Origin of the sequence: Micromonospora sp. WMMD736, from assembly GCF_049179015.1 — a bacterium.
Classification (GTDB): Bacteria; Actinomycetota; Actinomycetes; order Mycobacteriales; family Micromonosporaceae; genus Micromonospora.
This window is the reverse complement of record NZ_JBMHMI010000001.1, coordinates 3,362,460-3,374,320: the sequence shown is the minus strand read 5'-3', so window position 1 is coordinate 3,374,320 and position 11,861 is coordinate 3,362,460. Positions and strand designations below refer to the sequence as shown.

General features: G+C 72.4%; 13 protein-coding genes. 7 read left to right on the top strand and 6 right to left on the bottom strand.

Annotated features, from left to right (window positions below; all coding sequences use genetic code 11):
* Positions 1–92 precede the first annotated feature (92 nt).
* Together ACN269_RS14785 and ACN269_RS14780 are read left to right on the top strand one after the other, a co-directional pair.
* Positions 93–1,124 (top strand): SIS domain-containing protein, encoded by a 1,032-nt coding sequence (locus ACN269_RS14785; protein ID WP_421476352.1) that lies wholly within the window; start codon positions 93–95, stop codon positions 1,122–1,124.
* Positions 1,125–1,154: 30 nt separating this feature from the next.
* Complete coding sequence (locus ACN269_RS14780) at positions 1,155–2,750, top strand: histidine kinase N-terminal domain-containing protein (protein ID WP_421472997.1); 1,596 nt, start codon at positions 1,155–1,157, stop codon at positions 2,748–2,750.
* A 212-nt stretch (positions 2,751–2,962) separates the two neighbouring features.
* Here the strand turns inward: ACN269_RS14780 and ACN269_RS14775 are convergent, their stop codons facing one another.
* Complete coding sequence (locus tag ACN269_RS14775) at positions 2,963–4,438, bottom strand: glycosyltransferase family 39 protein (protein WP_421472996.1); 1,476 nt, start codon at positions 4,436–4,438, stop codon at positions 2,963–2,965.
* 353 nt (positions 4,439–4,791) lie between these two features.
* On the opposite strand from ACN269_RS14775, the gene ACN269_RS14770 reads away from it, so the two are divergent.
* Genes ACN269_RS14770 through ACN269_RS14755 form a run of 4 tightly spaced genes read left to right on the top strand, consistent with a single transcriptional unit; the run spans position 4,792 to position 8,178 of the window.
* Positions 4,792–6,504 carry a nitrite/sulfite reductase gene (locus tag ACN269_RS14770; RefSeq protein ID WP_421472995.1) on the top strand — a complete coding sequence of 571 codons (1,713 nt, stop codon included), beginning with the start codon at positions 4,792–4,794 and terminating at the stop codon, positions 6,502–6,504.
* The gene (locus tag ACN269_RS14765) at positions 6,501–6,662 is read left to right on the top strand and encodes a hypothetical protein (RefSeq protein ID WP_167517323.1); all 162 of its coding nucleotides are present in this window, start codon (positions 6,501–6,503) and stop codon (positions 6,660–6,662) included. The genes ACN269_RS14770 and ACN269_RS14765 overlap by 4 nt, the downstream gene beginning before the upstream one ends.
* Positions 6,659–7,420, top strand: coding sequence for a phosphoadenylyl-sulfate reductase (locus ACN269_RS14760; RefSeq protein ID WP_421472994.1), 762 nt, complete (start codon positions 6,659–6,661; stop codon positions 7,418–7,420). The genes ACN269_RS14765 and ACN269_RS14760 overlap by 4 nt, the downstream gene beginning before the upstream one ends.
* On the top strand, positions 7,402–8,178 hold the full coding sequence (locus tag ACN269_RS14755) for a sirohydrochlorin chelatase (RefSeq protein WP_421472993.1): 777 nt from the start codon (positions 7,402–7,404) through the stop codon (positions 8,176–8,178). The genes ACN269_RS14760 and ACN269_RS14755 overlap by 19 nt, the downstream gene beginning before the upstream one ends.
* Positions 8,179–8,261: 83 nt before the next feature.
* On the opposite strand, the gene ACN269_RS14750 is transcribed toward ACN269_RS14755, so the two are convergent.
* On the bottom strand, positions 8,262–8,519 hold the full coding sequence (locus tag ACN269_RS14750; protein WP_007072794.1) for a WhiB family transcriptional regulator: 258 nt from the start codon (positions 8,517–8,519) through the stop codon (positions 8,262–8,264).
* A gap of 447 nt (positions 8,520–8,966) precedes the next feature.
* A complete protein-coding gene (locus ACN269_RS14745) occupies positions 8,967–9,917 on the bottom strand; it encodes a diacylglycerol/lipid kinase family protein (protein WP_421472992.1) in 951 nt (316 codons plus the stop codon).
* A gap of 43 nt (positions 9,918–9,960) precedes the next feature.
* On the opposite strand from ACN269_RS14745, the gene ACN269_RS14740 reads away from it, so the two are divergent.
* Entirely contained in the window at positions 9,961–10,350 is a 390-nt protein-coding gene (locus tag ACN269_RS14740) for a hypothetical protein (RefSeq protein WP_421472991.1), read from the top strand.
* A gap of 87 nt (positions 10,351–10,437) precedes the next feature.
* On the opposite strand, the gene ACN269_RS14735 is transcribed toward ACN269_RS14740, so the two are convergent.
* Genes ACN269_RS14735 through sodN form a run of 3 tightly spaced genes read right to left on the bottom strand, consistent with a single transcriptional unit; the run spans position 10,438 to position 11,799 of the window.
* Complete coding sequence (locus tag ACN269_RS14735; RefSeq protein ID WP_421472990.1) at positions 10,438–10,845, bottom strand: ATP-binding protein; 408 nt, start codon at positions 10,843–10,845, stop codon at positions 10,438–10,440.
* A 31-nt stretch (positions 10,846–10,876) separates the two neighbouring features.
* Positions 10,877–11,398, bottom strand: coding sequence for a GNAT family N-acetyltransferase (locus tag ACN269_RS14730; protein WP_421472989.1), 522 nt, complete (start codon positions 11,396–11,398; stop codon positions 10,877–10,879).
* Complete coding sequence (sodN, locus tag ACN269_RS14725) at positions 11,395–11,799, bottom strand: superoxide dismutase, Ni (protein ID WP_355050524.1); 405 nt, start codon at positions 11,797–11,799, stop codon at positions 11,395–11,397. Before sodN ends, ACN269_RS14730 begins: the two co-directional genes overlap by 4 nt.
* Positions 11,800–11,861 lie beyond the last annotated feature (62 nt).

Below are 11,861 nucleotides of genomic sequence, written 5' to 3'. Positions count from 1 at the left end.
TTGCTCCAGCCGGCAGAAGGGTGCAAGACTGAGCAGGAAACGCGCGGCAATCGCGCAGGAGGGGAGTGTCCGTGTCACGTGCAGGGTCCGGAATGGCCGCCGACATCGAGGAGCAGCCGGCCGGTTACGCGCGACTGCTCGACACCGCCAACGCGGCGGCGATCGCCCGGGTGGCCGCCGTCGTCGCGGAGCGTCGACCCCGGCACGTCGTCTTCACCGCCCGGGGCACCTCCGACCACGCCGCCCTCTACGGGGCGTACCTGACCGAGATTCGGCTCGGCCTGCCCGCCGGGCTCGCCTCGCCGAGCGTGGTCACCCTCTTCGGCGCGCGCCCCGACCTGTCCGACGCCCTCGTGGTCGGGGTCAGCCAGAGCGGTGGCTCCCCCGACCTGGCCGAGGTGCTGCGCGCCGCGCGGGCCTCCGGCGCGCTCACCCTCGCGGTGACCAACGCCCCCGATTCCCCGCTTGTCGAGACGGCCGAGTTGAGCATCGACATCGCCGCCGGGCACGAGCGCGCGGTGGCCGCGACGAAGACGTACACTGCCGAACTGCTCGCCCTGCTGATGCTGGTGGAGGGCATCCGGGCCGGCGACGGCGTACTCCCCGCGGCCGAGCGCGAGGCGCTCGCCGCGCTGCCCGACCTGGCCGCCCGCACCCTCGCCGACGACACCCCGGCCCAGCTCGCGCCGCGTTACCGCTTTGCCCGCCAACTCGTCACCACCGGCCGGGGGTACGCCTACCCGACCGCCCGCGAGGCGGCCCTGAAGCTGATGGAGACCTCGTACCTGCCGGCGCTCGCCTTCTCCGGCGCCGACCTGCTGCACGGCCCGCTCGCGATGACCGATCCGGAGGTCCCGGTGCTGGCCGTGGTCGGCTCCGGCCCCGGCGGACGGTCGATGGGCGAGGTGCTGCCCCGCCTCGGTGAGCGCCGCGCCGACGTGGTGGTGGTCGGCTCCGCCGACGTGCCGGGCACCGCGCGGCTCGCCGTCCCCGAGGTCGACGAGCGGTACGCCCCGCTGCTGGACATCCTGCCGTTGCAGCGGCTGGCGCTGGCGTTGGCGCTCACCCGCGGCGAGGACCCGGACGCGCCGCGTGGCCTGAAGAAGGTCACCGCGACGATGTGAGGCGGGGCGCGGCGTGGCACCCTGGTCACCGTGTCCACGCTGCGCGACCTCGCCGAGGAGCACACCCACCTCCGTCCGGCCGACATCGACCACCTGCACCGGATCGCCGGTGACTGGCAGTTGCTCTCCGACCTGTCCTTCGCCGACCTGCTGCTCTGGGTGCCGGTAGACGCCGAGGGCACGTTTCTCTGCGTCGCCCAGGTGCGTCCCACCACCGCGCCGACCGCGTACCAGGACGACCAGGTGGGCCGGATCATCGGCGGCTCGGAGGTGGCCCACCTGGCGGTCGCCTACTCCCAGGGGCGGATCTGGCGCGAGGGCGACCCGGTCTGGTACGGCGACGTGCCCGCCCGGCACGAGGCGATCCCGGTCCGGCTGCGCACCGCCGACGGTGAGGCCGGCGAGGTGATCGCCGTGGTCGGCCGGGACACCAACCTCTCCACCGCACGGACGCCCAGCCAGCTCGAACTCAACTACCTGACCACCGCCGACGACCTCGCCCAGATGATCGCGGACGGCACCTTCCCGCCGCCCCGGCACCCGGGCGAGACGACGTCCGCGCCCCGCGTCGGCGACGGCCTGGTACGCCTCGACGCCGGGGGCAAGGTCACCTATGCGAGCCCGAACGCCCAGTCGGCGTACCGGCGGTTGGGTTACGCCGCGCACCTGGTGGGCGAGGACCTGGCGGCGTTGCACCGCCGACTGGCCGGCGACCCGCTGGACGGCACCGAGGCGGCGACCGGGATCCTGGCCGCGCTGCGGGGCGAGGCCCCGCCCCGCCGGGAGATCGACGCGCGTGGGGCCACGATGCTCACCCGGGCGCTGCCGTTGATGCCCGCCGGCGTACCGATCGGCGCCCTCGTGCTGGTGCGGGACATCACCGAGGTCCGCCGCCGGGATCGGGCGCTGATCACCAAGGACGCCACCATCCGGGAGATCCACCACCGGGTGAAGAACAACCTCCAGACGGTGGCCGCGTTGCTGCGGTTGCAGGCCCGGCGGGTGGCCATGCCGGAGGCCCGGGTGGCGCTGGAGGAGTCCGTGCGCCGGGTCGCCTCGATCGCCCTCGTGCACGAGACGCTGTCGATGTCCAGCGACGAGGCGGTCGAGTTCGACGGCATCGTCGACCGGGTCGCCAGCGCGGCGACCGAGGTCGCGGCGACCGAGGTGAGCGTCGGGATGCGCCGCCAGGGCAGCTTCGGGGTGCTGCCGGCCGAGATCGCCACGTCGCTGGTGATGGTGCTCAACGAACTGCTGCTCAACGCCGTCGAGCACGGCTTCCCACCGGCCGACGAGGCGGAGGAGCCAGCCGCGGCCGATGCCGCCTCGGGCATGGTGCCGGTCGCCGCACCCGAGGTCGATCCGTCGCTGCGACCCGAGGTGGTCGTCTCGGCGCACCGGTTCCGCAAGATGCTGCACGTCTCGGTGACCGACAACGGACGCGGGCTGCCGCCCGAGTTCGACGCCGAACGCGGCAGCCGACTCGGCCTCCAGATCGTCCGGGCACTGGTCACCGGGGAGTTGCGCGGCACCATCGAGCTGCGCGCGGGCGTCGACGGCGGCACCGAGGCGTTGCTTGTCGTCCCACTGGCACGCGCCGCCTCGGACGGCCGCTCGCAGGGCTGACCCGCCCGCTGTCGACGAACCCTTCCGGGGGCGGACACCAGAATCAACGTGATGCCGCTGAGTCATCTAGATGACTCAGCGCATCATCCTCGACAGGGTGGGCCGGCCCGCGCGGCGGTGCGGCCCAGCGGACACCGCATGGACCGGACGGCTCCCGACGCGCAGCGGTCGCGCCGACAGCCAGCCGGGTGGCTAAGCCGGTGGTCGGTCGGTCAGCGACTGGTCAGCAGCGCGACCGTCAGGCCCGGGCGCTGCCAGACCTGGGCGACGGTGAACTGCGCGCGCAGCGTGTCGCCCTTGGCCCCCGGCACGGCGGCCAGCGGCTCGGCGTGCCGGCCGGCGACCACGAGCCAGACGCGTGCCGTGCCGGCCAGGCACTGCGCCGGTCGCGGGCACTCGGCGGCCCACAGGTCGCCCCGGGCGACCTCGTCCTCGGTCGCGAGCACGTCCCGTGGTGGGTCGTCGAGGTGGTACTCGATGCCGAGATCGAGGAAGAGCCAACTGTGCCGGGGGGAGTAGACGACGGCGTCCCCGGGGCGCTGGCCGTCCGCGATGACCCGGGCCACGCCCGCGTAGTCCACCGGCGCGCTGCGCGGCCACTCGTGGGTCCGTCGCAGCGCGGCCTGGTCGGGCAGGCCGAGGAGCCCGGCCAGGACCACCACGGTCAGCGCGGCCGGTGCGGGCACCGACGCCAGCGCCGCGCCGGCCAGCAGGCAGGCGAACGGCACCACGAACACCAGGTAGCGGGGCACCCACAGCGGTACGACCGCGCCGGCCACGAAGAGCAGCAGGACCGGCAGCAGCACCGCGCTCAGCGGTAGCAGGGCGCGCCGCCCGAGGCGGGCCGCGCCGAGCGCGGCGACCCCGACCAGCAGCCCGCCCACCACGCTGCTCTGGGCCACGCCGCCCGGCAGCGCGCTCAGGTCGTCCGGCCGGGCCAGGGCGACCCAGTTCAACTGCTCGGAGCGCTGCGCGCGGGCACGGAGCAGCAGCGGTGTCACCACCAGCACGGCCGGCACCAGCGCGATCGCCCAGCGCCAAACGCGGCGGTCCCGGCCGCCGGGCGCGGCGATGCCGGCCACCCAGGGGCCTCTCCACCAGCAGACCAGCACGATCAGCGCGTGTGCGGCCAGCAGGGTGAGCGCGACCAGGTGGGTGAGCCCGAGCGCGGCCACTGCGACGGCGTACCCGGCCCAGCGAGTCCGATCCGGCCGGCGCAGCGCGGCCACCAGCGCCAGCGTGGCGAGCACCGCGAGCGCGGTGGCCAGGGCGTACGGGCGGGCCTCCTGCCCGTACCGGGAGGTGCTGGGCAGCACCGCGAACAGCAGCCCGGCGAGGAGCCCGGCGCGCCGGTCGACGAGGTGCGCCCCGAGCACGGCCAGCAGCCCCGCGGCGACGGTCATGGCCACCGCGGCAGGCACCCGCAGGGCGATCGTGGAGTCGCCGACGACCAGGACCCAGACGTGCATGAACAGGTAGTACGGGCCGGTGGCGGCATCGATGGTCCCGGCCAGCCGGGCGAGGTCGTCGGGAGACCGGGTGGCCGCGCTCCAGGTGGCGAGCTCGTCCCGCCAGAGCTGCGCCGAACCGATCCCGGTCAGCGTGACCGCCAGGGTCAGCAGCGCCGGAAGAAGCCAGACCGGCAGGCCCCGCGCCACCCCGATCGACTTCCCGGACAATCCGTCCACAGTCCCGAGCCTGCCACGCCGCCAAGGCCTCCGGGCTCACCCCGCGAAGTGCCGCGAGTCGGCCGGCCCGTGATGTGGGATGCCGCACGCGGACATTGGCCGGGCCTTACGCGGTGTGGCAGCATGGGCGCATGACCGCCGCTGTCGTACGTCGCTTCGTGGCTCGTCGCCACGTCGACTACGGCCGCGTGCGTAGCGCGATCTGTCCGGCTCACTGACGACGCCCGACCAATCTGTCTCGGGCGCGCTCCGCGCCGGCTGTCTGAAGACACCGTTGTCCCGCCCGCTTCGTCGGGCCGGCCGCCGCGTCCCGCGCGTGCCCCGAGGCACAGCAGACAACGGAGGACGCCGCGATGGCGGTCAGCAGCATCCCGGCCCGGCCCGAGGACCCGACGGCCCGGCCCGCCCGGCCGCCGCGCCGGCCGCGAGGCGAGGGTCAGTGGGCGCTCGGCCACCGTGAGCCGCTCAACCCCAACGAGCGGATCAAGAAGGACGACGACCCGCTCAACGTCCGGGCCCGCATCGAGAACATCTACGCGCACCGTGGCTTCGCCTCCATCGACCCGCAGGACCTGCGCGGCCGGTTCCGCTGGTGGGGCCTCTACACCCAGCGCAAGGCCGGCATCGACGGCGGGCGCACCGCCGTGCTGGAGCCGCACGAGCTGGAGGACGAGTTCTTCATGCTCCGGGTCCGCATCGACGGCGGTCAGCTCAGTCTGGCCCAGCTGCGGGTCATCGCGGACATCTCCCGGGAGTTCGCCCGGGACACCGCCGACATCACCGACCGGCAGAACATCCAGTACCACTGGATCCGGGTCGAGGACATGCCGGAGATCTGGCGTCGGCTGGAGTCGGTCGGCCTGCAGACCACCGAGGCGTGCGGCGACTGCCCGCGCATCGTGCTGGGCAGCCCGGTCGCCGGGGTGGCCCGCGACGAGCTGGTCGACCCGACCCCGGCGATCGACGAGATCGTCGCCCGGTACGTGGGCGACAAGCAGTTCTCCAACCTGCCCCGCAAGTTCAAGACGTCGATCTCCTGGCTGGTGGACACCCCGTACGAGTCGAACGACATCGCACTGCTCGGTGTCGAGCACCCGGAGCACGGCCCCGGCTTCGACGTCTGGGTCGGCGGTGGCCTCTCCACCAACCCGATGCTCGCCCAGCGGCTCGGGGTCTGGGTGCCGCTGGCCGAGGTGCCGGACGTGTGGGCCGGAGTGGTCGGCATCTTCCGTGACTACGGCTACCGGCGGCTCCGCAACCGGGCCCGGCTGAAGTTCCTGGTCGCGGACTGGGGCATCGAGCGCTTCCGCGAGGTGCTGGAGAAGGAATACCTGGGTCGTACGCTGCTCGACGGCCCCGCGCCGACCCTGCCGTCAAAGCCGATCGACCACGTGGGCGTGCACGAGCAGGCCGACGGGCGGCACTACGTGGGCGCCGCGCCGGTGGTCGGGCGGGTCTCCGGCACCCAGCTTGCCCAACTGGCCGACGTGGTCGAGGCGCACGGCAGCGACCGGGTGCGGCTCACCCCGTACCAGAAGCTGCTGGTGCTCGACGTGCCGTCGGAGCGGACGGAGTCGCTGGTCGACGCGCTGCGCGGGATCGGTCTGGAGGCCCGGCCGTCGGCGTGGCGGCGGGGCACCATGGCGTGCACCGGCATCGAGTACTGCAAGCTCGCGATCGTCGAGACCAAGGCTCGCGGTGAGGAGTTGGTGGCCCGGCTGGAGCAGCGGCTGCGCGACTTCGACGCGGACATCTCCATCCACATCAACGGCTGCCCGAACGCCTGCGCCCGCACCCAGGTGGCCGACATCGGTCTCAAGGGTCAGCTGGTGGTCGGCCCGGACGGCCGGCAGGTGGAGGGTTTCCAGGTGCACCTGGGTGGCGGCCTGGGCATGGCGCAGGGGCAGACCGCCGGTTTCGGGCGCAAGCTGCGCGGCCTGAAGACCACCGCCGAGGAGCTTCCGGAGTACGTGGAACGGCTGGCCCGCCGCTACCTGGCCGGGCGGGGCGAGGGCGAGACGTTCGCCAACTGGGTGATCAGAGTCGACGAGGAGGAACTGCGGTGAGCAGCGAGAACCGAGCGGCACCCCTGTACTGCCCGTACTGCGGCGAGGAGGACCTGCGGCCGCACGAGGCGGGGCACGGCGCCTGGGAGTGCCACGCCTGCGCCCGGGTCTTCTCGGTGAAGTTCACCGGGCTGCTCTCGCGGGCGGTGACCCGATGACCCTCGTCTCCGCGGCAAGCCTGCGCCTGGTCGGCCCGGGTGGTCCGAAGCCCACTGACCCGTCCCTGCGCACCCCGGACGAGCTGCGCGTGCTGGCCGAGGACGCCGGCCGGGAGCTGGAGGGCGCCCCCGCGCTGGAGATCGCCCGTTGGGCGGCGCAGACCTTCGGCGACCGGTTCTGCGTCACCAGTTCGATGGCCGACGCCGTCCTGGCCCACCTGGTGTCCCGGGTCGCACCGGGCGTGGACGTGGTCTTCCTCGACACCGGTCTGCACTTCCCCGAGACGCTCCGCGTCCGCGACGAGGTCGCCCGTACGCTGCCGGTGAACGTCCGGTCGATCCGACCCCGGCTCACCGTGGGGCAGCAGGACGGCCAGTACGGTCCGCGGCTGTTCAACAAGTCGCCGGACGACTGCTGCCAGTTGCGCAAGGTGGAGCCGTTGGAGCGGGCGCTGTCCGGGTACGACGCCTGGGCCGCCGGTCTACGCCGGGACGAGTCGCCGACCCGGGCCAACACGCCGGTGGTGACGTTCGACGCGCGGCGCGGCAAGGTCAAGGTCAACCCGATCGCGGCCTGGTCGCAGCAGGACGTGGACGCCTACATCGCCCGCTGGAACGTGCCGGTCAACGAGCTGTTCAAGCAGGGTTACGGCTCGATCGGCTGCTGGCCGTGCACCCGCCGGACGAAGGCCGGCGAGGATCCGCGCGCCGGCCGCTGGGCCATGTTCGAGAAGACCGAGTGCGGGCTGCACGTCTGACCTCGTCGTCGACCACCCCGACCGGCCCCGGTGCGGCCGGCGGGGTGGCCCCGGTGGTGCTGGTGGCGCACGGCAGCCGGGATCCGCGAGCGGCCGAGGCCACCCGGGCGCTGGCCCGGGCGGTGTCGTCGGCCCGACCCGGCCTGTCCGTGTCGGCGAGTTGGCTGGACCACACCGAGCCGGGACCGACCGAGGTACTGCGCGCGTTGGCCGAGGCCGGGCACCGGCGAGCGGTGGTGGTGCCGTTGCTGTTGACGGCCGCGTACCACCGTCGGGTGGACATCCCGGCGGCGGTGGCCGCCGCTGGACCGGCGCTGGCGGTACGGGTGACCGACGTGCTCGGCCCGGCGGACGGGACGGTGGCGCCGTCCCTGCTGGCGGGGCTGCGCCGTCGGCTCGGGGAGGTCGCTCCCGGCCGCTTCGACGCCCTGGTGCTGGCCGCTGCGGGCACCCGGGACGCGCGTGCGCGGGGTTCGGTGGGCCGCGTAGCCGATGCGCTCGGTGTCGAGTTCGGAGTGCCCTGCCGGGTGTCGTACGCCTCGGCGGCCCCACCGCCGACTGGTGTGGCGGTGACGCGGCTGCGGGCGGCGGGTGCGCGCCGGGTCGCGGTGTCCGCGTACTTCCTCGCGCCGGGCCTGTTCCACGACGCGGTGGCCGCGTCGGCGCGGGCGGCCGGCGCGGTGGCGGTGGCCGCACCGTTGACGGATGCGCCCGAGCTGGCCGAGCTGGTGCTACGCCGGGTCGACGAGCCGGCCTGACCGCTGGTCGACCCGCACGGTCCCGGACAGCGGTACGCCCCGGCAGGCGGACCCGCCGGGGCGTACTGCTGTGTCGTTGGGGATCAGGCGGAGTGAGCGCGCAGCACCCGGAGGCCGCCGCGCCGCTTGACAGCGCGCCGCTCCTCCTCGCTCATCCCGCCCCAGACGCCGGCGTCCTGACCCGACTCGAGTGCCCACTGCAGGCACTGGTCGGTGACGGAGCAGCGCCGGCAGACGGCCTTGGCCTGCTCGACCTGCAGGAGAGCCGGTCCGGACGTCCCGATCGGGAAGAACAGCTCCGGGTCCTCGTCGCGGCAGACAGCATGGTGACGCCAGTCCATGGCGGCAACACTCCTCATTCTGGATGGGTGGCAATTTATTGCGGGTCGTGCTTTTCCTATATGCATCCGCAGTGCCTATGGTGACCGTTCGCGTCTGACCATTCGGCAGTGCGTGAGCAGGCAGTCAGCCCCGGGGACCTGCTGGAACAGCTCAACCTGTCGAGCATATCCAGGCAATGTCCCGGTAACTCAAGTTCGCTTGTGAATACTTTCACGAACGCTCGCGATGTCAAGGGTGACGCTCGGAAAAACTCCGCGCGGTGAGCAAGCCCACAACCCATTTGTCCGGGTTCCAGTGCCTTCCTGGTTACCCGCCGTGCCACAGTCGAGGATCAATATAGTACAGTCCGCGTGACATTGCTGACATTTCCGGCACCTGCCTCTCGGTGTGGCGGTGCCAGCCGAAGCGGTTGCGGTGCCGCGTCGACCAAGGGCAGTACCCGAGACCTAGCAGATTACTCTCAGTGCGGCCGGAATGGAGGTGAATCTGACCTTCTCCCGCTCGCCAAGATAGTCGCCGTCGAGCTGGAACGCCTGCGGGCGGCTGGAGACCAGCGTGAACTCCGCAGTGTCATGGAGGCGTAACACCTGACGTCCGTTCGGATCCGGCCGGCGACCCATGAATTGGGTGACTGTCCGTGTTGTGCTAGCCACCCGGAGCTGACGCAGTGCCAGCACGTCGAGGCCGAGGTCGAACGACGCCTCCGGATTCGGGTTGACCTCGCGATCACCCAGGTACGTCCACGGGGCGGTGTTCTGGATGATGACGGTGGCCAGCTCGCCCTCTGACTCCTCACCCGGTCGCTCCAGACTGATCGCGGGATGCCGCCGGTCCGAGGCGAAGAAGTACTGGCTCATGATCGAGCGGAAGTAGAGCCCGGGCGTCGAGACCCGCCCCTTGCGCCGGGCCTGCTCCACCCGGTGGATCACGGCGGCGTCCAGCCCGAACCCGGCGCAGAAGGTGAAGTAGCGGTCGTCCGCGCGGCCCAGCCCGACCGTGCGCTGCCGGCCCAGGCGCAGCCCTTCCAGGATCATGCTGGTGGCGTCCGGCCACTCCCGGGGCAGACCCACGGCGCGGGCGAACACGTTCGTGGAGCCGCCCGGGACGGTGGCCAGCGCGGGTAACCGCTGCGCCATCGACGCGCCGTCGGCGCCGGTCGGCGGTTCGGCCGTCATCAGGCCGTTCACCACCTCGTTCACGGTGCCGTCGCCACCCAGGGTGACGACGAGATCGACGCCCTCGGCGGCGGCCTCCCGGGCCAGCGCCATGGCGTGCCCCCGGCGGCGGGTGTAGCGCACGCTGAGGTCGACTTCGCTGCGCAGCGCCCGGACAAGCACGTCTCGGCTGCGTTCGCTGGTGGTGGTGGCCTTCGGATTGACCACCAGGACGGCCCGCATGGGCGGCACTGTACCTCTCGGTAGCACGGGTATCGTGGCGCGCGTGACCATCGACTCGGCCCTGATTCCCGGCACGCTCCGCTGGGCGGTGCGGCTGCTGTGGGCGGAGGCGGTCGCCGTCGGGCTGATCGCGGTCTGGTTGGTCTGGGCCGACCTGACCGCCGCCACCACCGATCTCGCGTCGGCGTTGCTGGTGACCGCGTTCGCCGTCGGGGCGGCCGTCGCGCTGTGGGCCCTCGGTCGCGCGCTGCTGCGTCGCCGGGCCGGCGCACGGGCCCCCGCGATCGTCCTTCAGCTGATGCTGCTGCCGATCGGCTGGTTCATGATCCAGGGTGGGATGGGCTGGCTCGGCATTCCGCTGATGGCGCTCGGCCTGGGCGTCGGCTGGCTGCTCGTCAGCCCGCCCACGACGAAGGCCCTCGGCTTCGAGTGACGTCGGCCGGCGGGCGCGATTCAGCCCGTCGCGGCACGCTGGCCCCTGCCCGCGACGCCGCGCCGCGAGGCGCAGCGTCGCCGTCGGTCAGTAACCGCCGGAGCGACGGGTCAGCAACGAGATGGTCGCCCGGCCGTCGGTGGCCGTTGCGGACGCCGACGTGGTCAGCGCGGTGAGCACCTTCCAGGCGAAGGACGACTCGGCGGGCAGCGTGGCACCGCGGACGGTCGGCACGGTCACCTCGACGGTCAGCGCGTCGTTGGTGACAGCGAAGCGACACTCCAACTCGGCGTCCCGGGTGGCGATGGCGAGCAGCATGGCGCACGCCTCGTCGACGGCGATCCGCAGATCCTCGATCTCGTCGAGCGCGAACTGCAACCGGGCCGCGAGGCCTGCGGTGGCGGTACGGAGCACGCCGAGGTAACCGCCGTCGGCGGGCACCGTGAGGTGCACCACGTCGTCGTCGGTCGCTGGCTGGCCGGTCAGTTGAGTCACGCTCATCCCCCCGGTCGGGGACTCTACCCGGTCAGTCGCCCGGACGCGTGTCGGCGGCCTCCGCCTGAGCCGCCAGATCCCGTAGGGCGGCACCGCTGAGGCGGTACGGGACCCACTCGTTCATCTGCTCGGCACCGATCGAGGCGTAGAAGCCGGCGGCCGGATTCCACTCGATCATCCACCACTCCAGCCGACGGTAACCCCGTCGTACGCAGATGTCGGCCAGCGTGGCGAGCAGCAGTCGACCCGCGCCGGTGCCCCGGGCCGCCGGGGAGACGTAGAGGTCCTCCAGGTAGATGCCGTGCACACCGGCCCAGGTGGAGAAGTTGAGGAACCACAGGGCGAAGCCGACCGGCGCGTCGTGTTCGTCGACCGCGACGTGCCCGAAGAGCGCCGGAGCGGTGGTGAACAGCGCCGAGGTGAGCTGCTCCTCGGTGAGGTGGCACTGGTCGGGGGCGCGTTCGTACGCCGCCAGTTCGTGCACCATGGCGACGACGGCCGGTACGTCCGCGGGACGTACCGGCCGGATCGTCGGGGTGACCGGGTTGGTCACGCCTTCTTGGTCTCCCAGAAGATCTTCGCGATCTCGTCGATCTTCGCGAGGAGCTGGTCGGCCGTGGCCGGGTCGAGGCTGCCCTTGACGCCGCTGGCGCCGGCCAGCTTGGTGGCCTCGTTGAACAGGGTGTGCAGGTTCGGGTACTTCTCGAAGTGCGGCGCCTTGAAGTAGTCGGTCCAGAGCACCCACAGGTGGTGCTTGACCAGCTCGGCGCGCTGCTCCTTGATGATGACCGCCCGGGTGCGGAACTCCGGGTCGGTGTTCGCCTGGTACTTCTCGCAGATCATTTTGACCGACTCGGCCTCGATCCGGGCCTGGGCCGGGTCGTAGACGCCGCACGGCAGGTCGCAGTGAGCGCTCGCGGTGACGCGGGGCGCAAGGATGCGTGGAAGTCGCATCGGGATCCTCCATGGGAAGTTTGCGATGATCAAAGGCGACATTACTCCTGGGAATGCTCCCC